Origin of the sequence: Candidatus Cryosericum terrychapinii (genome assembly GCF_003570925.1) — a bacterium.
Lineage (GTDB): Bacteria > Caldisericota > Caldisericia > Cryosericales > Cryosericaceae > Cryosericum > Cryosericum terrychapinii.
Genome location: NZ_QXIS01000001.1, coordinates 92,628 through 113,687 on the forward strand (window position 1 = coordinate 92,628; position 21,060 = coordinate 113,687).

Consider the following 21,060-nt stretch of genomic DNA (forward strand, 5'->3'; position numbering starts at 1 on the left):
GCAAAGAAGAGGTTGGCGGACCCAACGGCACGTGGCTCCTAGCGTTGCTTTTGGCGGATGCTCCAATATACTGACACTATCGATTAGGGGAGGTAGCCAGTGGACAAGTTTACGGAACGGGTCATTGCGGGCGCGAAGCGCCTCGGCGCAAGCTACTGTGATTGCCGTCTTATTGACATGGAACGTGAGGACGTGTCGGTTGTCGGGGGAGCACCCCGCGCCGTCGTGCATGCTCACCAGCGTGGATTTGGGGTCCGCGTGATCGCGAGTGGGGCGTGGGGATTCTCATCATCGTCCGTCGTGGCCGACGCTGAGGCCGACCATATCGTCGAAGAGGCGGTGGCCATCGCGCACGCGAGTGCGCTGGCAAAGAAGAAGGATGTCGTCCTGGCCACAGTTGTTCCCAGTCAAGACATGATACCGAACCAGGCGGACGTGGATCCCTTCACGATCCCTGATTCTGAGAAAATCGGACTGCTCGCCGAAGCCACCAGATCGATGATGCTACCGGGAGTCGTCCTGGCACGAGGTCAGATGCAGTTTCTGAAGGAGCGCAAGATCTTCGCGTCCTCCGAGGGTTCATACATCGTCCAGGACCGGGTCGAGAGTGGGGCCGGCGTCAGTGCCATGGCGGCCAGCGACAAAGGTGACGTCCAGATCCGTAGCTACCCCATGTCCTTCTCCGGCGACAACGCTCAGTCGGGCTGGGAGTTCGTGGAAGCCATGAAGCTTCTGGAACATGCGGAGCCGACTGCCAAGGAAGCTCTGGCGCTCCTGGCTGCCAAGCCTTGCCCGTCGGGAGTTAAGGATCTGGTCGTTGGTGGGCAGCAACTCGCGTTGCAGGTCCATGAGTCATGTGGCCACCCCTCCGAACTGGACCGCGTCATGGGCATGGAGGCGTCGTTCGCTGGGACATCATTTCTGACGCCCGACAAGAAAGGCAGCTTCCGTTATGGGTCCGACATCGTCAATCTGACTGCTGATCCCACGATTCCCCACGCGCTGGGCGGACTCGCATATGACGACGAGGGGGTGAAGGGCCGCAAAGTGTACCTGGTGCGGGGCGGCATCTTCGAGCATTACCTCAACTCTCGTGCATCAGCGCCCGTCGTCGGCGAGGAGCCCATGGGGGCGATGAGGGCCGACGGCTTCGCACGGTGTCCTATTGTCCGCATGGTGAGCATCAACCTCGAATCGGGCGACCTAACCTTCGAGCAGTTGATTGCCGGCGTCGAGGACGGACTCTACGTGGACGGCATCAAGAGCTGGTCCATCGATGATCGGCGCCTGAACTTCCAGTTCGGCAGTGAGATCGGCTGGGAGATCAGGGGAGGGAAACTGCAGGACATGGTCAGGAACCCGACGTATACCGGCGTCACATATGAGTTCTGGAGGTCATGTGACGGCATCGGGGGCCCTGAGCTGTACCACGTGTGGGGTGTCGACAATTGTGGCAAAGGAGAGCCGATGCAGGTGGCACATGTGTCGCATGGCACATCGCCTGCCCGGTTCCGCCACGTTCAGGTGGGGGTGCTTCATGAGTAAGGAACAGCTTCACGGCCTCATGCGCGACGCACTGAGGGCGTCGGACGCAGACCAGACAGAGATCGTGACCATGACCTCCAACAGCGCTCTCACGTGGTATGCCGAGAACATCATTCATCAGAACGTGGCCGAGCATACGGCGCAGGTTCAAGTTCGTGCCGTCGTCGGGAAGAAGGTCGGAAGTGCATCGACGACCGACTGCTCTCCCGAGGGTCTGGCGCTTATTGTTCGGCAGGCATCGCAGGCTGCCCGGCTCATGCCTGACGATCCCGGGTTTCCAGGTCTTCCGTCTCCTCAACCGATAACTGCAGGACGCGTTGATGGATGGGTCGCGGCGACTGCCGCCTCCCAGCCCGGAGAACGCGTTCTGGCGGTGAAGAAGGTCATCGAGCGCGCGGAGCACGAGGGCCTGCGGGCAGCCGGGACCTATCAGGTGCAGAACTCTGAACTGGCAGTTGTGAGTTCGATGGGCGTAGCAGCCTATCAACAGTACACGGTCGCGGCATTGAAAGCCGTCGTCATGGGCGATGACAGTTCCGGGTATAGTCTGATGTCGTCGGCCGACGTTGCGAACATTGATCCGGAAGCCACAGGCGAACGAGCTGTGCGCACGGCGGTGGAGACGCGGCATCCTGCTGAGGTCGGACCCGGAGCCTTTGAGGTTGTCCTGAGCCCGTTTGCCGTCGAGGAGCTCATGGGCATGCTAGCCTATCTTGCCCTGTCCGCTCGCAGTGTCGAGCAGCACACGTGTTTCCTGGAGGGACACGAGGGTGAGCAGATCGCCTCCCCCATCGTCAGTCTGTACGACGACGGGCTGGATCCTGCAGGAATGCCCGTTCCCTTCGATTTCGAGGGAATGCCGAAGCGTCACGTCGATTTCCTGACTGAAGGCAAGGGAGGGAACGTCGTGTACGATTCCTACTATGCCGCCAAGATGGATCGCGCGACGACAGGACACTCGCTTCAGCAGCCAAACGACATCGGTCCTTATCCGCTCAACATCTTCATGGGTGCGGGTGACAGCAGTGAGACTGACATGGTTTCCCATGTCGAACGAGGCATCTACGTGACCCGTTTCTGGTACGGCAACCCTGTCGAGCCAAGGGGCGCGGTGGTGACCGGGACGACGCGTGACGGTACGTACCTCATCGAGAATGGTCACAAGACGCATGGGATTCGAAACCTTCGGTTCACGCAGGGGCTCGTCGACATGTTTGCACACACGATTGAAATCAGCCGGAACCGCGCAGTTCTGGCTTCATCATTCGGAATCGGCGCCATGGTGCTCCCCAGTATCCGGGCCGAGGGGTTCCAGTTCACCGGTGTGACCCGGTAACAGAAAGGGAAAGGGAGGAACACAGATGAGACGTATCGCAATCATGACGGCAGGGGCGGATGCACCAGGTATGAACGCAGCCATTCGCTCCGTTGCAAGGCGTTCATTTGAGCTTGGCTACGATGTCCTGATGGTACGGGATGGGTTCGAAGGACTCGTCCGTGGCGACATCGAGATCATGAACAAGAAGACAGTCTCCGGCATCCTTCCTCTGGGTGGAAGCATTTTCGGCTGTTCTCGGGTGTCGCCTGAGTTTGCGGTCCAGAACCTGGCGAAGATACGCGACGTCCTGGAAAGCAACAGCATCACGACCAGCATCATCATCGGCGACCGCAGTGCCGTTGCTGTGGCGGCAGTTTTTGACGCAAACAGCATTCCGTGTGTCGTCGTACCCAATACGATCGACAATGACATCTTTGGCACCGACTTCAGCATAGGATTCGACAGCGCGATCACGACCATCAGCGAGGCGCTGGACAAACTCCATTCGACAGCGTCGGCGCATCATCGGGTCATGATCGTGGAGGTCATGGGCCGTCAGTCCGGCTGGCTGGCGCTGTACGGCGGCCTCGCAGGGGGAGCCGATTTCATAGCCATCCCTGAGCAACCTGTACCCATTGAGACACTCGCAACACACCTCAAGCAGCGGAAGGAAGAGGGGAAGGATTTCTCCATCGTCGTCGTCGCCGAGGGATACCCGGTAACCATACATGAACCGACCGTTGCGGGCAGGCCCGTAGCGGGATACGGACTGGCAGAAGCATTGGCCAGTACGACCAACCTGTCCATACGTGTCACGGTGCTCGGCTATCTCCAGCGGGGCGGCTCGCCCACGGTCTTTGACAGGTTGCTGGCCACCCGGCTCGGCCTGGCGGCCGTGAACGCGGTGCGCGAAGGCAAGACTGGCATCCTTGTGGGTGAGGTTGGGCAACGCATCGCCTTCACCGACCTCAGGGAAGCGACGACTCAGCCACACATCATCCCGGCCGATATTGTTCTTCAAGCCAAGACCTTCTACTAGATCCTGGCCGACCAACCACAGGGCCGCTTGACAGCAAACGCCCCGGTCTGATGACCGGGGCGTTCTTCGCTGATCAATGCCTTGAGGCGACGCAGACTACTTGCGCCAGTCGCGCGGGTAGAGGAAATCGATGCCAACGGTGCGCTGCGAAAGCTTGGCGATAGGAGGAGAGACGCGTTTGAACTGGGATGTCAGAATCTTGCGCTCGACCCGTTGCACAAGGTCGAGTTCGAAGCCTTCCGAGCTGACTTCGGCGGACGAGCACCGCTGGTCGACCAGGAGGTACAGGACCTGGTCGAGCGTCTCGTAGCTCACACCGATTTCTCCCTCATCCGTCTGGCCGGCCCAGAGGTCGGCGGAAGGCGGCTTGGCGATGACCTGCTGTGGCAGTCCGAGGTGACGCGCGAGTGACCGTACCTGGGTCTTGTACAGGTCGCCGATGGGCATGATGGCACATGCCATGTCACCGTACCACGTCGAGTAGCCGACCAGCAGTTCGCTCTTGTTGCTGGTTCCCACGACGAGGGCGTTCTCCTTCTTCGACTGGTCGAAAATGACGGCCATGCGCAGTCGAGCCAGGAGGTTGCCCGTTCGCAGCCGGTCGATGCCGGGCTGCAATGCGAGGTATGCATCGGCCATGCCGCTGATATCCAGCTCCTGCCAGGGAATGCCGCAGAACTCGAACATCGTGCGCGCATCCCGTCTGCTTTCGTCTGAACTGGCCTTGTAGGGAAGGAAGATGGCGTGAACATGGTCAGCCCCGAGAGCGTCGACGGCCAACTTGAGCACCAGTGCAGAGTCCAGTCCACCGGAAAGGGCGATGCACGCCTCTGTGAACCCACTCGTGTGCAGCTCTTCCTGGATGAAGCGTTTGAGATAGTCCTCAACAAGTGTGTTGTTGAGGGCGAGGGTATCCATTGTCATGAGTTCCTCCTCGTTTCCAGAGCATGGCGTACGATCTCCAAGTCTTCCTCCCGGCGAATGGGAAGCTGGTAGCGGTGTCGTGCAATGTGCGACGTGTCGACGGTTCCGAGGAGCTGTACTGCCTCGAACCGTGGGGCCGAGACGGTGATCCCCCCGACTGGGTCGCTCAGAGCCGAACGTCCGTAGAACCCGAGTCCGTCGTCGAATCCAACGCGGTTCACATACACGACGAACATCCCGAGGAACGTGCTGGCCGAACCGAGGGCCAAGCCGACGGTCTGCTCGATTCCAAGTTCCTCACCGCCAAATCCGCGTGCCGGCATGGCACTGGGCGCCAGCAGCAGCTCCACGCCGAGAGCGGCCATCGTGGATACCTCGAGGGGATGGAACAGGTCACGACAGATGACGATACCAGTGCGCCCGAAGCGTGTGTCGAACACGGAGAGTTCCCGCCCGCGTCCAAGAAACTTGAGTTCCTCGAACATGCCGTGTGTGGGCAGGTACATCTTGCGGTGGACGTGGCAGACTTCGCCGGCATCCATGAAGAGCGCGCTGTTGTATGGAATGCCGTCTTCGCCTTCTTCGACGAAGCCTGCGCAGATCGCGATGTGGCGCGAAAGCTCACAGAGGCCAGCGAATTCGAGGCAGTCGGCGCGGCGCATGACATCAAGCGTCTGATCCTTGAGCAGGTATCCGGAGAGTGACAGCTCGGGGAACACAATCAGGTCGGCCCCGGCCTCAAGTGCCCGCTCAGCCTGGTCGATGTGCATCTTCACGTTGTATTCGAGGTCACCGCACGCAGGGTTCACCTGGGCAAGAGCGACGGTATAGGTCATCGAACCTCCTTGATTGGGCGGATATTGTGACGGACCAGGACAAGCATGGGAAGGCCGAGAAGAATGACAACGGCCGCCTCACCGGCGAGGATCGAGAGCGCCACCGGCGTATAGACTCCCCAGGAGAAGTGCGCCAGGATAAAGCGCAGACCCGCCGTGAGGCTGTGTGCGAGACGCAGGTTCTCAGCTCCCGGCAGGGTGAGTGTCGATACATAGGCGGACACGATGAGCGCGTTGAGGACGATCGGTGGTATGGCTGCCAGCCAGAGCTTACCGGTTCTGCGCAAACGTCTTGTGAGAAGGGCGGCCAGCGCGGTCACACCGGTACCGATAACGACGTCGATGAGGCCAAACGGGGAGAACAGGTTGGCGACAAGACAACCGACGACCACGCCAACGACTGCCTCGTCGAGCAGAAATGGCAGCAGGACCAGAGCCTCTCCCAGCCGGAACTGCACGACTCCGTAGCTGATGGCATTGAAGGGTGGGACCATTGTGAAGACGATGTACATGGCGGCAATGAGGGCGGCGCGGGTGATCTGCACCGTGCTGTGGCGGTTCATTCTGGAGATTTGTGCTCGCTGGGAGGAGTTGTTACCGTGGTGTCAGCGATATCCTTAGTCCCACCGTTTGTGTTCAGTTGCTTTCTCTGCTCGAGCATCATCTGTCGAAACCTCTTCCGGAGGGCCAGGTCTCCGGCGAGAGCGATCACGGTGGCAAGCAGCAGACCGATGAAGAAAGAGGCGTAGGCTACTGCTTTGACTGACGTCTGTATCGTCGGGAAGAACGGAATCGGCAGTTTAACGGACTCTATTGGCAACTGGCCAATGACAACTGCGAGGATGGCAAACACGACAAGAAGAACGACCAGACTGGTGAACACTCGCTTCATATAACACCTCCAGACTCTACTACATTATACTACAGGCATTCTTGACAACGGCAACTTTCTGCCTAATATACCCCAAGGGGTATATGATGGAGAAGACAAAGGTCTTGCATAGCCTTCGACGTGTCGAAGGGCAGTTGCGCGGGATTCAGAAGATGGTCGACGAAGGTCGTCCGTGCGATGAAGTTCTCGCGCAGCTTGTGGCTGCTCATGCGGCTATAGGTCGCATCGGAACCGACATTCTTCTCAACGAAGTCGGCTGCCGCGTGCAACAGGATCTTACCCCCGAGAAGGAACTGGAGCGCCTGGAGAGACTTCTTCTTACATACAGTGGGCTCAAGTAGAGTGGTGAAGCAGACATGGCATTGAGCAGACAATCCTGCAAGGAGGAACACATGGAAGACAACGAGATTCTTGCAACAACCGCGAATTTTCAGAGCGAGGTACTCTCTTCTTCGCTGCCTGTTCTGGTCGATTTCTGGGCCCCGTGGTGCGCCCCGTGCCGCATGATTGCACCAGTCATTGCCGAGATTGCCAATGAATATGCAGGCAAGTTGAAGGTCGCTCGTCTGAACGTGGACGAGAATCAGGAGATTTCCGCTCGCTACGGTGTCATGAGTATACCGACGCTGGCATTGTTCAAGGGCGGCGTCGTCGTCGACCAGGTTATCGGCGCTGTTCCAAAGCGGGCTATCACAACGAAGGTCGACGCCCTGCTCCAGAAGAGCTAGGACATCTTCACAGTTTTCGAGAGCGGGTGGTTGCCTTCGTGGCGGCTGCCCGCTTCTTGCTTGTCAGCTCGGCGCTAATCGGTACAATAAAGGGGGTGAGATAGATGTTCCTGACAGAACGACAGAAGCGCATATTGCTGGCCATCGTCCGGAAGTACATGGACGACGGCGAGCCTGTCAGTTCGGGATTCGTAACCAGCCAACTGGGCAACGACCTCTCGTCTGCGACGATCCGCAATGAAATGGCGGAGCTTAGCAGCATGGGATATCTTCAGCAGCCTCACGTATCCGCCGGGCGCGTTCCCACGGTGCTGGCGTATCACATGTATATCTCGGCATTTCTCGTCGAGGCGACGCGTCAACGCATGTTCACCGGACCGATGGATCTCCCATTGCAGTATGAGAGTCTTCCGCGTCTGTTTGACGGGGTGGCGACTGCCGTGTCTGACCGCACGAAGAAAGTGAGTTTCGTCCTGTCTCCCCCGATGAACTCTGTGACTCTGCGTCATATCAGCCTCGTGCCGTTCAGCGAAACAGTGCTCATGCTGGTCTTTATCACTGACCGCGAGAACGTCGAGGGATACAAGCTGCTTGCCCCGGCAGACACGACTGAGCAGGAACTCGCAGACATCAATGCCATTTTTGCCAGGGAGCTCCGCGGGAAGAGCCTCGAAGAAGGTATTCATACGCTTCGCTTTGGCAACATGCTGCCACAGGACCTTGCTCTGCGCTACGAAGGCGTTCTGGACGCCGTGGCCCAGCTTATGGAAGGCGAGTTGCGCAAGGGAGAGAGTCAGATCTTTGTCCGGGGTATCGAACAGATGCTGAGTGATCTTCCCGATGACCAGGTAGGGGCGTTTTCCACACTGAGCACCTTCCTGAGCCGCGAAGAGGTCGTGAAACCGTACCTGAACTCGCTGAGCGATCGGGGAGAGATCAGCCTGTTCATCGGAGAGGAGAACCAGCGGGAGGAACTGAGGAGCTTCAGCCTCGTATCGGTGAGCTACTCGCTTGATTCGAACCAGAGGGGCGTTCTCGGTCTCGTCGGTCCCATCCGCATGAACTACATCCGGGCCATCACGGTCCTGGAGAGTTTCGCAGGATACCTCGGCAGGGTCTCGGGTAGCGGCTGATCCATGCCGGCGTTTGAGACGGGTCGGTTGCTCAGGCTGGGCGAACATGTCATGCTTGGCGGCACGCCTGCCGCACACCACATTGCAGATGTCCTCCGTGCCCGTCATGGCGAACGGATCATCCTGTTTCACGCAGGAGAACTGTATGACGCCGTCGTCGAAGATGCCTCCAGGTCCGGCCTTGCCGTTTTCGTGGAGGGCGTCCGCCAGTCGCCCTTTTCCCTGTACCCGGTCACCCTTTTGCAGGCAATCATCCGACCTGCACTGCTCGATGACGTTGTCCATGTTTGTGCTCCGCTGGGAGTGCATCGTTTCGTCCTGTATGCCGCTGAGCGCAGCCAGCCATGGAATGTCGCCGGGCGGCTCGAGCGCCTGGGCCAGGTGGCTCTGTCCTCGGCCGAGCAAGCCGAGACAGGTGACGTCCCAACGGTCGAACTGGCAACAGGACTCCAGGGCGCTCTGTCATGTGCCGGCCCTGTGGACAGTCTGATCATGATGTCTCCTCGCGCAGCCTCGACCATAATGGGACTTGCGCGTGACGGGATACATGCTCTGGATGGTTCAGTTGCGGTCGCAGTGGGCCCGGAGGGTGGGTTCTCGGGGCCCGAGGAGGCCCTGCTCATCGAACGAGGCGCCTTGGCCGTTCGCCTCAGCATAGGCATTCTCAGGAGCGAACTCGCCGGGTTCGCCACCATGCTCATGGTGCGGGAGCTGCAGGCGACCCCATGAAGGTGTTCATCTACACGCTTGGTTGCAAGGTCAACGAGGTCGACTCCGAGCTCTATGGGCAAGAAATGCAGTTGCTGGGCGCCGAGACGACCACAACGCTGACTGAAGCCGACGCCGTCGTTGTGAACTCGTGCAGTGTCACGAACCGAGCTCAGGCTCAGAGTCTGCAGTTTGCGCGTCGTGCTCTGCGCGAACGGCCAGGCGCCCCTGTGTATCTGACCGGGTGCGGGGCAGCACTGCTGAACCTGACGCGTACGCAACCTCCTGTCGGTGTTACCGTCGTTGCCATGGGCGATCGTTCGGAAGTGGCGAGACTTGTCGTCGGCTCGCGTGAGGCTGTCCAGACCGCTGCGCGATGGGTCGACGGGCGCATTCAGAGAGCGGGCGCTCGCAACCGCGTGGATGTGCGCGTTCAGGAGGGCTGCGACAACATGTGCACCTATTGCGTAGTACCGTTTGTGCGTGGCTCGCGGCTGGAATCCAAGCCGGTCGATGTTGCAGTGGACGAAGTTATGGGGCTGGCGACGGCAGGCGTCAAGGAAGTCGTGCTGACCGGGACGGAGATAGGCAAGTACGGAGAAACGCCACTCAGAAGCACCCCTCGTATTGGAAGGATATACTCGGGAAGTGCACCCTTTGCATTGAACCAACATGCTCAGGGGGCATTGGAAAAACATGCTCGTGAGAAGGCGCCGGACATACTGCCCGTCCTGCTGGACAGCATGCTGGGAGCGCTTGAGACTGCAGGCCTTCCGACGCGTGTACGCATCAGCTCGCTGAACCCGGACGCGATCACGGAAGCACTGGTCAGTCAGTTTGCGAACCATGCCACGCTATGTCCACAGATGCATCTTCCCCTGCAGAGCGGGAGTGACGCGGTGCTGAAGCGCATGCGTCGGCCGTACACGTCGAAGGACCTGCTCGACAGTGTTCAACGCTTACGGGCTGTCGACCCATCGTTTGCCCTGACGACGGACGTCATCGTCGGGTTCCCCGGTGAGACCGAGCAGGACCTGCAGGCTACCCTGGACGTGATCCGGCTTGCGGCGTTTGCCAAGGTCCATGTCTTCCCGTATTCACCTCGTCCCTTCACCCCTGCGGCGCGTGAGGACCATCAGGTCTCCGCGGGAGTCGCGAAGGAGCGGCTGCACCGCGTGCTTGAGACCGCGGAGCAGACAGGTATGGCATTTGCCCATCGATTCATCGGTCGGGACGTGACGATCGTATCGGAGAAGTCCTCCCCCGGGGAGGTTGAAGGGTATTCAGAGCACTACCTCTGGACGGAGGGACGGACACACGGGAACGACATGCTGGAACGTGACAGCTTTGTCGTCGTTCGTGTCGAGGGCTGCCACTTCGACGGCAACCGGGTCATCCTTTCCGGGAGTGTAGCCGCATAATGAGCGCGAACGAACAGGACTGTGTCTTCTGCCGTGTCGGCCGGCACGAAGCGCCGGCCGAATACGTCTACGAGGATGAGACGGTCTTCGTCATCAAGGACCGGTTTCCGAAGGCGCCGGTACACTTGCTCGTGATCCCCCGCAAGCACATCGCTCGTATCGATGCTCTCAGCACAGAAGACAATGGGCTGATCGTTCACCTCTTCGAGGTCGTCCGTCTCATCGCGGTCAAGTATCACCTTGAAGCAGGGTACCGCGTCACCATCAACTCGGGCGCCGAAGGTGGACAGACCGTATCACACCTGCACCTTCACATCATCGCGGGCAAGTGTCTGGGGTTCAAGGAGAACGCTGCTCTCTAGAACGGTGCGAAACGGTTCTCCGCCCAGATGCGTTCCTTGAGGAGGTCATATGCCTTCTCGAGAAGATGAAGGTGGAGTTTCTCCCATTCTTCCAGCTGTCTGTAGAGTGAAGCCTCGTCGGGCTGGGTAGCCTTTTCGGCCGCTGCATGATAGAACTCCCATGAATTGCGCTCAAGCAGCATACCCGTGTGAATCACGGAGGCTTCGTGCTGCGAGAGATCTGTTGCGCTGCGCACGGCGTCGGCCAGGACTTCATCGTGAGTCGTCTCTTTCAGTGCTCCGAGTCCAGTGATGTCCAGCATGCTGCCTGCCTGCACGTGGTCCAGTTCCTTGTTGATGTACTGCCGGTGTTTCTCCTCCTGCTCGGTCAGATAGACGAAAACGTCACGCACCGCCCCTTCGGGGAGGGTGTAGGTTACGCCGCGGTAGAACAGCCATCCTTCGATTTCCAGCTGCAGTGCATCCTTGAGAAGAGCAACCATTCCTTCTTCGCTCATTCGCCACCTCCAGTGGTCGTGTCAAGTCTGTCGAGCAGGAGCCCGAGCAGAACACGTGCACCATTCTTGTCCAGCGGCTTGTTGTTGTTGCCACACTTGGGCGAGTATACGCAGCTTGGACAGCCATCTTTGCAGGGGCACTTGGTCACTCTGTCTAGTGCAAGGTAAACGATATCGCGAAAGTGTCCGTACGCCGATTCGGTGAGGCCGACACCTCCAATATGCCCATCATATACAAAAATGCTGGGTTTCAACGTATCCCGGTGGAGAATGGTGGAAATGCCCCCGAGATCGCGCTGGTCGCACAGCACGACAATCGGCATCAGGGCTATGAGCAGGTGCTCAGCGGCATGCAGGCTCCCTGCGATGTCATAGCCACCTTCCTTGAGCGTGTCGAGCATGGCATCAGGGACAGTGATCCAAAGCGCCATCGTCTCATAGCTGATCTCGGGCGTGTCGATGTATTCACGCCCAACCTCCGTCTCGATGTGGAAGCTCTTCTTGATGAAGCCGACCGTCTGCTCGGACACCACGACCTTGCCGAACGACAGGCCGACGTCGCCATAGTCACGGTGGTCCCGTTCGTTCTGGACGACGACGTCACTGCGGATAATTGCATCGGTGTAGTAGTTCTGCGTCGTGGGGATGGCATGGACGACCTGCTGTTCGTGATCATTGTCCGTGACGAGATACGAGTCTCCCTGATGGAGGAACACAGCACCGGGGTAGAATTCCTCGATGACCTTGTAAGCGTCGGCTTCCTCGATGACCTGCCCGTCGCCCTGGTTCAGAATGTGGTAGCGTTTGTCCGACAGCGTGCGCAAACTCACGAACCGGTGGGGATAGGTCTCAGTCGACACGATGAGCGGGCCGCGGGCGCGCAGCTTTCCATCCGCCTCCAGCTGTTCGACGAGCGGCGTGTACTGCGGGCCGAAGTACTCGACGTCGATTGCTGCTCGCAGCGGGAGTTCATACGCCGCGCAGCGGAGGTGAGCGCTGAGGATGTACTCGTTGCCAGGGTTGATCGTCGGCGTGCCGAAGCGGCCTGACGACAGGAACCCCGGCGTCTGAACAACGTATTGGTCGAGCGGGTTCGATGACGCCACAAACACGGACAACGAATGGTCTCGTTCGCGCCCTGCCCGTCCCATCTGCTGAAAGAGGCTGGTCACGGAACCAGGGTAACCCGCCGTGATCGACACGTCGAGGTGCCCGATGTCGATGCCGAGTTCGAGCGCATTGGTTGTGATGACGCCGGTCAGCTCGCCGGAGGAAAGACGGTGTTCGATGCCCCTGCGAACGGCAGGGAGGTAGCCTGCGCGGTAGGTCGCGACGCGGTCCCCAAGGCGCTGGCCCTTGCCTGCTCCGGCGTCCCTGACGTACTTGTACAACAACTCTGCTTCCTGACGCGATTTCGTGAAGACGATCGTTCGCACATCTTCCTGAACGGCGCGCTGAAGAAGCCACAGTGCTTCCTTCATGACACTCTTACGAATGTTGTTCTGCTTGTCGACGATCCTCGGATTGAACAGCAGGAGGGTCTGCTGTCCCTTGGGAGCTCCGGACGAATCCACGTTGTGGACGAGCTCTCCAGTAAGCTGGGAAGCGAACTTGCCGGGTTCGTCGATCGTAGCGGACGTAACGAAGAACACGGGGTGGGCGCCGTAGAAGTTGGCCAGTCGCCGAAGACGCCGCAGGAGCAGGGCCATGTGCGAACCCAGGACGCCGTGGTAGTAGTGACCTTCGTCGACGACGATGAACGCCAGTCCGCGCATGAACCGTGACCAGCTCTCGTGATGTGGCAGAATGCTGTAGTGGAGGCTGTCGGGGTTGGACAGGATGAGACGCCCGAACTTGCGCAGCTGGCGCCTCGCGTCGGGGTCGGTATCGCCATCATAGACGGCGGTGTTGATGCGGGCCATGCATCGTTCCATTTCCCTCAGCTTGGCCAGCTGGTCTTCGATAAGTGCCTTCGTGGGGTAGAGGAATAGAGCTGTTGCCCCGGGATGCTTGAGGAGATGGTCCAGGACTGGTAGCTGGAAGGCAAGGCTCTTTCCGCTCGCCGTGGGGCTGACCACTGTTACGTTGTAGCCGTCACAGGCCCTGTCGAAACAGGCGCGCTGGAAGGCGTACAGCTCGCGGATCCCTTTGTCTGCAAGGTCGGCTGACAAGTCGGGATCGACAGCTGGCGGTAGAGGGGCGAACGACGCTTCCCGCGCTTCGAAGTCCAGCCGGCTGACAATCTGGCCATCATAATCCTGTGAGGTCGTCAGCTCCCGCAACAGGAACTGCAGTTCATGCTCTGTCATGAAACTAGTGTACCCGGAACAGGAAAGACAGAAAGGCGTGCGCTCCTTGCGCACGCCTTTCGAAGGCTGCTATCGAAGACTGAAAGCTCAGGCGTTGTCGTCGCCGATCTTCTTGAGCTCTTCCTGTTTTGCAGCTATCTGAGTTTCAAACTCGCCGACTGCCGCCTGGACTGCGGCGAATGCGCCGGTGATGTCATCGATGGTCTTTCCTTGCTCAAGCATGGCGTACACGTTCACGCCGAATTCCTGCTTCGCGTCCTTGATCTTGCCCTGAAGACCTGAGATGTCCATCTTCAGTTTTGTGCTTGCCGCCAAGTCCTTTGCTCCGTCGGCGACCTTGCCCGCGGCACTCTTGAGCTTGTCCATCCAACCGTCTGCCATGGTTCCTCCTTGCACATTGTCGCGCGCGTAGCGCGCGTTCGTGAGAACAGCCCGCTGCGCTCGAATGACACCACAATACGACCAGAGATGTCGGATGACCGACAGTGCCGCGCCAGAAATGCCCGCGCGCAGCAGCGGCTACATCTGTGTTCTGAGCTGGTTGGCAGCCTTGCGAATCTCGATGCGCAGGCGCCCGAGGTTCACTTCCGAGTTCGTGAGAACCACGAGAAACGCGTCGGGCAGGTCAATCATGAAGGCCTTGCCCTTGTCGCCCTCGAGAGTAATCATGCCAATCGTTCCTATGGCCATGATACCGGATGTCGTCGAAGCGTTCTGAAAAACGCTTGCCGCCATGCCGGCGATAGACTCCTCATCCTGGTCCAGAGCGCTGGCAATGATAAGGCCGTCCTTGCTCACGATGGCACTTCCTGTCACACCCATTTCCTTGTCCAGCTTCCGCAAGACTTCTTCCATGGTGCCTCCTCATGCCCCTCTCGTGTTCTTCCAGCAGGCGCGTCTCCTTACGAAGAACAACGAGCTTCCGGTCTCTCTTTTTCATTGTAGAGATGATGAAATGCAAGTCAATTGTAGAGATGCTACGCATCCGGATATCTGGACATCGCATTGCCTCCACGTCGATGTCCAAAGCCCCTGTGTCCTTCCTGTCGTCACAGCGCCTCGCTTGCCAGCGACGGCATTTTCTGGTACAATTGCCATGCAAGATTCCACACGCCCGGGATTCTGGAGTGTTCCGCATTGCGGTTCTCCGGAAGGTGAACGGGCGGAGGCAAAAACTAACAGGAGGCACTATTGTGGCAGTCGTAACAATGAAGTCCCTGCTCGAGGCAGGCGTGCATTTTGGTCACCAGGTTCGCAGATGGGATCCGCGCATGAAGCATTTTATCTTCACGCAGCGCAACGGCATTCACATCTTTGACCTCAAACAGACCGTTGCCAAGCTCGACGAGGCGTATGCCTTCCTTTCGAAGGTTTCGCGCGAAGGTGGCAACGTCATCTTCATCGGCACCAAGAAAGCTGCGCAGGATATCGTTCGCGAAGAAGCGACCCGTGCAGGCGCCTGGTATGTCAACGAGCGCTGGGTCGGCGGTCTCATGACCAACTACATCACTGTCCGCAAGAGCATCGACCGCCTGAAGCAGATCGACCGTGAAGAAGCCGATGGTGTTATCGAAACAATGGGAATCAAGGAACGCACGAAGACCATGAAGTCCAAGGCTCGCCTGAGCAAGCTGTTCGGCGGTCTTCGTACCATGGAAGGCCTTCCCCGCGCCATCTATGTCATCGACACCCACAAGGAGCATAGTGCCATCCAGGAAGCACATGTGCTCGGCATTCCGGTGGTCGCCATCGTCGACACCAACTGCAACCCCGATGAGATCGACTACCAGATTCCAGCAAACGATGATGCAATCAGGTCTCTCCGTCTCATCACCGCGCTCATGGCCAGTGCCCTCATCGAGGGACGCGAGGGTGTGCAGCAGTCCGAGGCAAATGAGGAGCACGCCAGCATGGATGACTTCGCCCATGAAGCTGAGAAGGCGAAGGAGCCGGTGCTAGAGGTGGAGGACACTACGGACGACGAGAATGAGGTGAGATAATGGCAACGATTGATATGCAGACTGTCAAGACCCTGCGCGAACGAACCGGCGCCGGTGTCCTCGACTGCAAGAAGGCACTCGTAGCTTGCGATGGGAACATCGACAAAGCTATCGACGTGCTGCGGGAGAAGGGACTGGCCAAGGCTATTTCCAAGTCGTCACGTGAGGCTGGAGATGGCATGGTCTTCACCTATATACACGCTGGTGGCAAGCTGGGTGTTTTGGTCGAGTTGAACTGCGAGACCGATTTCGTCGCCAAGACCGAGGATTTCCAGGGCCTGGGCAAGGAGATTGCGATACAAGTGGCGGCCACAGATCCTTCCTTCATCCGTCTGGAGGACGTTCCGGCGGACGTCGTCGAGCATGAGAAGGATCTCTACCGCGTTCAGCTCGAGGCTGAGAAGAAGCCGGAGCAGGTCTGGGAGAAGATCATCGAGGGCAAGCTGGGAGCGTATTATAAAGAGAACTGTCTGATTCAGCAGCCGTACATCCGTGATGAGAGCAAGACGATCGACGAGCTCATCAAGGCGATGATTGCCAAGACCGGCGAGAACATCGTAGTCGCGCGGTTTGCGCGCTTCAAGATCGGCGGCAAGCCCACAGTCTGCTAGTCTTCGGCATACACTCACACCCATGGCGGCGTTGTACAAGAGAGTAGTGCTGAAACTCAGCGGCGAGGCTCTGAAGGGCAGCGCCGCTTCTGGCATCGATTTCTCGGTACTGCAGTTCATTGCGCGAGAGGTGCAGCAGCTTCTCGGACTAGGCGTACAGGTCGGTTTGGTCATTGGCGGCGGAAACATCTGGCGAGGAACCAATGCTGAGGGTACGGGTCTGGACCGTGCCACGGCCGATTACATGGGGATGCTGGCGACCATCATGAATGGACTGGCGCTGCAATCGGCGTTCGAGCAGGTTGGACTCGAAGCGAGGGCAATGTCGGCATTGCGTCTGGATGAGGTTTGTGAGCCGTATATCCGCCAGCGGGCCCTTGAGCACCTCCGCAGGAATCGCGTCGTCATTTTTGTAGGAGGGACCGGTCTCCCGTATTTCACGACGGATACCGTAGCGGCCCTTCGAGCCGTCGAGGTCGGAGCGGACATCTTCCTGAAAGGCACAAACGTGGACGCCGTATATTCCGCGGATCCGCGCACGGACAGAACAGCCGCACCGTATCGCCAGATTGGCTACGACCAGTTTCTGGCTGACCATCTGAAGGCGATGGACGCAACAGCTGTCTCTCTTTGCCGCGAGAATCATCTCCCAATTCTGCTATTCAACATGAACAAGCCCGGTAACATTGTCCGGGCGGCGATGCAAGGCGACATCGGAACTCTGATCAAGGAGGCTTAGGTGGAGAAGTACTTCACGCCAATCGATGCCAAGATGCAGGCTGCTCATCAGGCCCTTCTCAAGGACTACTCCGAGATTCGCGCCGGTCGAATCACGCCGGCCTACGTTGACGGTGTTGTCGTTGAGGCTTACGGACAACGCAACCCTCTGAAGGATGTCGCTACGATTTCGGCTCCACAGGCGAAGGTCCTTGTTGTGGAACCATGGGACAAGAACCTGTTGAAGGAAGTTGAGCGCGCCATCCTGAAGGCCAACATCGGCGTCACGCCCACTAATGACGGCCAGCGTGTACGGCTCGTCTTCCCGGATCTGACACTTGACGAGCGGAAGAAGATGGTAGCGCGTATCTCCCAGCTCACGGAGAAGTTCCGCGAAGAGATCCGCTCCGTTCGCCGTGATGTCCGCGATGACATCAAGGCAAAGGAGAAGGCCAAGGAACTGTCTGAGGATGAGCAGCATCGACTAGAGGAAGAGCTCGACAAACTCACAGACAAACACATCACAGAGATCAACAAAGCCTTCGAAGCCAAGGAGAAGGAGATCCTGTCTCTGTAGGGACACCTGACGTCGTGACCACATGCAGTCAGCTTCATGTCGCCATTGTGATGGACGGCAATGGCAGGTGGGCGGTTGAGCGTGGACTCCCTCGAATTGCCGGCCACAGGCAGGGCGCTCAGGCAGTACATGACATCGTGGCGGCTGCGCCCGGGTTGGGCGTGACCGCCTTGACCGTTTTTGCCTTCTCGACGGAAAACTGGAAGCGACCGCCGGATGAAGTGAGCTACATCTTGCACCTGTTCGTCTCGATGGTTACGAAATGGTTACCAGAGCTGGTTTCTCAGCACGTGCGAGTGCGGATTATCGGAGATCGTGCGGCGCTGCCTGCCGACGTCAGCGCTTCTGTCGAGACAATCGAGAAGCGTACGGTGTCCTGCGACGGTCTTCATCTCAACGTCGCCCTCAACTATGGAGGACGGGCGGAGATCCTGCATGCGGCAAGGGCATTTGCTGCCGAATGTGCGGCGGGAACGGCGGCGCCCGAAGACCTCACCGAAGACAGGTTCGATTCGTATCTGTGGCTGTGGGGTGAGGCCCCCCCGGATATTATTGTCCGTACCGGAGCAGAGTCGCGGGTATCCAACTTTCTACTGTGGGAGATGGCCTATGCCGAGTTGTTCTTTCTGGACCTGCTGTGGCCGGATTTCACACCGGCGACGCTCGACATGATTGTGCAGAAGTTCAAATCTAGGAACCGGAGGTTCGGTAGCTCATGACAGGCAGCAAGGGTCTTGTGCTTTTTGGTTCGACGGGTTCCATTGGAACCCAGATGCTGGATGTGGTACAGGCTCAGCCCGAGCGATACCACATTGTCGGTCTCACTGCGCACACGAACGACGAGCTGCTCGCTGAACAGGCCGTGGCCTTTCGGCCGCGCTTCGTCGCAATGTCGGACGATGCCGCCCGTGAACGGCTGATGATCAGGCTGGAGCGTCATGATCTGCGTATCCCGGTGGCCAGCGATCAGGACTTGCCCTCGATGCTCGGCAGGGTCGCTTTCGACATGCCTGTCGTCGCAGCAGCCTCGACTGACTTGGCGCAGGTCGTCTACGATCTGTTGCGATCGGGATTGCCTATGGCCATCGCCAGCAAGGAACTGCTCATCACGCTGGGGGACCTGCTGGAGCCATTCAGGGCGCAACTGCGCCCTATCGACAGTGAGTTGTCGGCGGTCTGGCAGTGCCTTGCGGGTGAGGATCCCGAGACTGTCGAGCGCGTTGTGCTGACTGCATCGGGCGGTCCATTTCGAACGAAGCCGGCGGCAGAGCTGGACAGTGTGACAGTGGCGCAGGCGCTGGTGCATCCCTCGTGGCGGATGGGCCGCAAGGTGACCGTCGACTCGGCGACACTGTTCAACAAGGCGCTCGAGCTGGCTGAAACGCACGTGCTGTTTGGTGTCGACCCCAGGCGGATTACTGCAGTGCAGCACCCTCAGTCCGTGGTCCACGGTCTGGTCGAGTTCCGGGATGGCACCACGCGTGCCATCGCGTACCGTCCCGACATGCGCGTCGCCATTGCGTACGCATTGTCGGTTCCCGATCGTCCTCTGCACGAAGAGGTGACCCGCTTGCGCCTGGAAGAACTGGGACAACTTACGTTCGAGCCCATCGACGCGAAGTTTGAGGCCTTTGCTGTCGGCCGTGAGGCAGAGAGGCGCTCGCCACGATCCATGCTCGCGCTTCTTGGCGCGGACGAGGTTGCGGTTTCATGCTTCCTCGTTGCACAGGGTACGTTTGGGGATATAGTGGCAGCCCTGCGATACGTGCTCAGCGAGACCGGGGACGAGGTCCTCGATCCGACTGTTCGAGCACATGTCGAAGCCGTGGCCCACGGGCGTCAACTGGCTGAACAGTGGTATGAAAAGAGATACAGCACTCAGCCGGGTAACCGGGAAGGAGTCTGACCTGTGCAGATAATTGTTACGATCCTCGCGTTTGTGTTCAGTTTCACGTTGGCGACGCTGTTCCACGAGGGTGGCCACATGCTCGCCGCGGCCGCTTCCCATACGCAGACCGAGGAATTCGGACTTGGGTTTGGCCGTACCGTGTGGTCCCGTACGTGGCGCGGAACGGTCTTCAAGATCAACGCGTTGCCGATCCTTGCATACGTGAAGATCAAAGGCATGGAGTCCAATTACGACGCACCCGATGGTTTCTATACGAAGGGATGGTGGGCTCGCCTCTTTACGATGGTCGGCGGCATGCTTGGCAACCTGGTCCTGGCGTTCCTCATTTTCAGCATCGTGTTCTCGACGCTTGGAGACCCGCGCGCATCCACCAAGGTGGGCACGGTGACGCCTTCCTCCCTCGCAGAAGCAGCAGGACTGAAGGCGGGTGACAACATTCTCGCCATCGACGGTGTGCCCATGACGGATTTTGACCAGATCTCGGCTGTTGTCCAAGCCAGCGAGAACAGGCAGATCGACATCCGCGTCGATCGGGGCGGATCGCAGGTCGATATCCTCGTGACCCCCGCGCTGGATGCGAGTCTCGGCTATGTTGCAATCGGCTATGGGCCTGGGTTCGTTCGCTACAACCCGTTCAAGGCTGTCTGGCGCGCGCTGATGTTCACAGGGGAATACATCGTCACCTACATCAAGGCGCTTCCATTGCTGTTTACGAAGAGAGGTGTCCAGTCCCTCACCGGCCCTATCGGCATTGCCCGCATGACTGGTGAAGCCGCGATGAGCGGGTTCATGAGCCTGTTGTGGCTGACCGGCATCATCTCGGTAGCCATCGGGCTGACCCAACTTCTCCCAATTCCGGCGTTGGATGGCGGCTGGGTCCTGTTCCTGCTGGCAGAAGCCGTCATCCGTCGCCGCATCTCGCCGGAGCGCCAGGGGACAATCCAGAGCATCGGCCTGTTCGCGCTTCTCGGCATCATGGTCCTGATCTCCATCAAGGACGTAGCGGGAATCTTCGTACACTAGCTATGGAACGTCGGGTGTCGCGCGTCGTCAAGGTGGGATCCGTGGTCATGGGTGGCGACCACCCCGTCGTCGTACAGACGATGACCAAGACGGATACCCGTGACGTCGCGTCCACCCTCCGTCAGATCCATGAGCTGGAACTTGGTGGATGTGAACTCGTTCGCCTCGCAGTCAAGGATATGGAAGCGGCCCGGGCCCTTCGGACCATCAAGAGAGAGGTGTCCATACCGCTGGTTGCTGATATTCACTTTGACCCACGCCTTGCACTGGCATCCATTGAAGCCGGTGTCGACAAGATCCGTCTGAACCCTTCCAACATCAAGGACCCAGCGATGCTGCGTGAGGTCGCCAAGACCGCGAAGTCGGCGTCCGTGCCGATCCGCGTCGGCGCAAATCTGGGGTCGATGAACCCTGACCTTACGCGTTCAGAGAGAGCCCAAGCCCTTGCTGAAGAAGCGCTTCGAGAAGCGCGACTCCTGGAGGAAGCGGACTTTCATGATATCGTGGTGTC

General features: G+C 59.0%; 25 protein-coding genes. 17 read left to right on the forward strand and 8 right to left on the reverse strand.

Going from position 1 to position 21,060, the window contains the following annotated elements; all coding sequences use genetic code 11:
• The first annotated feature begins 99 nt into the window (after positions 1–99).
• From SMC7_RS00325 to SMC7_RS00335, 3 genes are read left to right on the forward strand one after another with little or no spacing between them, the layout of a single operon-like run.
• A complete protein-coding gene (locus SMC7_RS00325) occupies positions 100–1,545 on the forward strand; it encodes a TldD/PmbA family protein (protein ID WP_119088397.1) in 1,446 nt (481 codons plus the stop codon).
• Complete coding sequence (locus SMC7_RS00330) at positions 1,538–2,881, forward strand: TldD/PmbA family protein (protein WP_165845013.1); 1,344 nt, start codon at positions 1,538–1,540, stop codon at positions 2,879–2,881. Before SMC7_RS00325 ends, SMC7_RS00330 begins: the two co-directional genes overlap by 8 nt.
• Before the next feature lie 25 nt (positions 2,882–2,906).
• The gene (locus SMC7_RS00335) at positions 2,907–3,902 is read left to right on the forward strand and encodes a 6-phosphofructokinase (protein WP_119088399.1); all 996 of its coding nucleotides are present in this window, start codon (positions 2,907–2,909) and stop codon (positions 3,900–3,902) included.
• 96 nt (positions 3,903–3,998) lie between these two features.
• On the opposite strand, the gene SMC7_RS00340 is transcribed toward SMC7_RS00335, so the two are convergent.
• Genes SMC7_RS00340 through SMC7_RS00355 form a run of 4 tightly spaced genes read right to left on the reverse strand, consistent with a single transcriptional unit; the run spans position 3,999 to position 6,554 of the window.
• Complete coding sequence (locus tag SMC7_RS00340) at positions 3,999–4,826, reverse strand: NAD+ synthase (RefSeq protein WP_207798660.1); 828 nt, start codon at positions 4,824–4,826, stop codon at positions 3,999–4,001.
• Positions 4,823–5,662 (reverse strand): nitrilase-related carbon-nitrogen hydrolase, encoded by an 840-nt coding sequence (locus SMC7_RS00345; RefSeq protein WP_119088400.1) that lies wholly within the window; start codon positions 5,660–5,662, stop codon positions 4,823–4,825. The genes SMC7_RS00340 and SMC7_RS00345 overlap by 4 nt, the downstream gene beginning before the upstream one ends.
• Positions 5,659–6,225: a QueT transporter family protein gene (locus SMC7_RS00350; protein ID WP_119088401.1), complete on the reverse strand. Its 567-nt coding sequence runs from the start codon at positions 6,223–6,225 to the stop codon at positions 5,659–5,661. Before SMC7_RS00350 ends, SMC7_RS00345 begins: the two co-directional genes overlap by 4 nt.
• Entirely contained in the window at positions 6,222–6,554 is a 333-nt protein-coding gene (locus SMC7_RS00355) for a hypothetical protein (RefSeq protein ID WP_119088402.1), read from the reverse strand. Before SMC7_RS00355 ends, SMC7_RS00350 begins: the two co-directional genes overlap by 4 nt.
• Positions 6,555–6,640: 86 nt before the next feature.
• On the opposite strand from SMC7_RS00355, the gene SMC7_RS00360 reads away from it, so the two are divergent.
• The 6 genes from SMC7_RS00360 to SMC7_RS00385 all read left to right on the forward strand — a co-directional run bounded on the left by SMC7_RS00360 (position 6,641) and on the right by SMC7_RS00385 (position 10,906).
• Positions 6,641–6,895, forward strand: coding sequence for a metal-sensitive transcriptional regulator (locus SMC7_RS00360; protein ID WP_165845014.1), 255 nt, complete (start codon positions 6,641–6,643; stop codon positions 6,893–6,895).
• 51 nt (positions 6,896–6,946) lie between these two features.
• Positions 6,947–7,282, forward strand: a complete 336-nt coding sequence (gene trxA / locus SMC7_RS00365) for a thioredoxin (protein WP_119088403.1) — start codon at positions 6,947–6,949, stop codon at positions 7,280–7,282.
• Between the two features lie 104 nt (positions 7,283–7,386).
• A complete protein-coding gene (gene hrcA, locus SMC7_RS00370; RefSeq protein WP_119088404.1) occupies positions 7,387–8,415 on the forward strand; it encodes a heat-inducible transcriptional repressor HrcA in 1,029 nt (342 codons plus the stop codon).
• A gap of 3 nt (positions 8,416–8,418) precedes the next feature.
• The gene (locus SMC7_RS00375) at positions 8,419–9,144 is read left to right on the forward strand and encodes an RsmE family RNA methyltransferase (RefSeq protein WP_119088405.1); all 726 of its coding nucleotides are present in this window, start codon (positions 8,419–8,421) and stop codon (positions 9,142–9,144) included.
• The gene (locus SMC7_RS00380; RefSeq protein ID WP_119088406.1) at positions 9,141–10,544 is read left to right on the forward strand and encodes a MiaB/RimO family radical SAM methylthiotransferase; all 1,404 of its coding nucleotides are present in this window, start codon (positions 9,141–9,143) and stop codon (positions 10,542–10,544) included. Before SMC7_RS00375 ends, SMC7_RS00380 begins: the two co-directional genes overlap by 4 nt.
• Positions 10,544–10,906, forward strand: coding sequence for an HIT domain-containing protein (locus SMC7_RS00385; protein WP_119088407.1), 363 nt, complete (start codon positions 10,544–10,546; stop codon positions 10,904–10,906). The genes SMC7_RS00380 and SMC7_RS00385 overlap by 1 nt, the downstream gene beginning before the upstream one ends.
• On the opposite strand, the gene SMC7_RS00390 is transcribed toward SMC7_RS00385, so the two are convergent.
• The 4 genes from SMC7_RS00390 to SMC7_RS00405 all read right to left on the reverse strand — a co-directional run bounded on the left by SMC7_RS00390 (position 10,903) and on the right by SMC7_RS00405 (position 14,567).
• Entirely contained in the window at positions 10,903–11,403 is a 501-nt protein-coding gene (locus tag SMC7_RS00390) for a ferritin-like domain-containing protein (protein ID WP_119088408.1), read from the reverse strand. The two genes, SMC7_RS00385 and SMC7_RS00390, sit on opposite strands and share 4 nt — an antisense overlap.
• Entirely contained in the window at positions 11,400–13,712 is a 2,313-nt protein-coding gene (locus SMC7_RS00395; RefSeq protein WP_126850680.1) for a DEAD/DEAH box helicase, read from the reverse strand. Before SMC7_RS00395 ends, SMC7_RS00390 begins: the two co-directional genes overlap by 4 nt.
• Before the next feature lie 87 nt (positions 13,713–13,799).
• The gene (locus tag SMC7_RS00400) at positions 13,800–14,093 is read right to left on the reverse strand and encodes a hypothetical protein (RefSeq protein ID WP_119088410.1); all 294 of its coding nucleotides are present in this window, start codon (positions 14,091–14,093) and stop codon (positions 13,800–13,802) included.
• Positions 14,094–14,231: 138 nt separating this feature from the next.
• Entirely contained in the window at positions 14,232–14,567 is a 336-nt protein-coding gene (locus SMC7_RS00405; protein ID WP_119088411.1) for a roadblock/LC7 domain-containing protein, read from the reverse strand.
• 338 nt (positions 14,568–14,905) lie between these two features.
• Here SMC7_RS00405 and rpsB point away from each other — a divergent pair, with 338 nt between their 5' ends.
• The 8 genes from rpsB to SMC7_RS00445 all read left to right on the forward strand — a co-directional run.
• Complete coding sequence (rpsB, locus tag SMC7_RS00410; protein WP_119088412.1) at positions 14,906–15,712, forward strand: 30S ribosomal protein S2; 807 nt, start codon at positions 14,906–14,908, stop codon at positions 15,710–15,712.
• Complete coding sequence (gene tsf / locus SMC7_RS00415) at positions 15,712–16,323, forward strand: translation elongation factor Ts (protein WP_119088413.1); 612 nt, start codon at positions 15,712–15,714, stop codon at positions 16,321–16,323. The genes rpsB and tsf overlap by 1 nt, the downstream gene beginning before the upstream one ends.
• A 22-nt stretch (positions 16,324–16,345) precedes the next feature.
• Entirely contained in the window at positions 16,346–17,062 is a 717-nt protein-coding gene (gene pyrH, locus SMC7_RS00420; RefSeq protein WP_119088414.1) for a UMP kinase, read from the forward strand.
• Positions 17,063–17,617, forward strand: coding sequence for a ribosome recycling factor (gene frr / locus SMC7_RS00425; RefSeq protein WP_207798661.1), 555 nt, complete (start codon positions 17,063–17,065; stop codon positions 17,615–17,617).
• A 14-nt stretch (positions 17,618–17,631) separates the two neighbouring features.
• On the forward strand, positions 17,632–18,336 hold the full coding sequence (gene uppS, locus SMC7_RS00430) for a polyprenyl diphosphate synthase (protein WP_207798662.1): 705 nt from the start codon (positions 17,632–17,634) through the stop codon (positions 18,334–18,336).
• Positions 18,333–19,523, forward strand: a complete 1,191-nt coding sequence (locus SMC7_RS00435) for a 1-deoxy-D-xylulose-5-phosphate reductoisomerase (protein ID WP_119088415.1) — start codon at positions 18,333–18,335, stop codon at positions 19,521–19,523. Before uppS ends, SMC7_RS00435 begins: the two co-directional genes overlap by 4 nt.
• Positions 19,524–19,526: 3 nt before the next feature.
• Positions 19,527–20,549, forward strand: a complete 1,023-nt coding sequence (locus tag SMC7_RS00440; RefSeq protein WP_119088416.1) for a M50 family metallopeptidase — start codon at positions 19,527–19,529, stop codon at positions 20,547–20,549.
• A gap of 14 nt (positions 20,550–20,563) precedes the next feature.
• Positions 20,564–21,060: flavodoxin-dependent (E)-4-hydroxy-3-methylbut-2-enyl-diphosphate synthase (locus SMC7_RS00445; protein ID WP_207798663.1), on the forward strand; the 497-nt coding region annotated here is incomplete at its 3' end.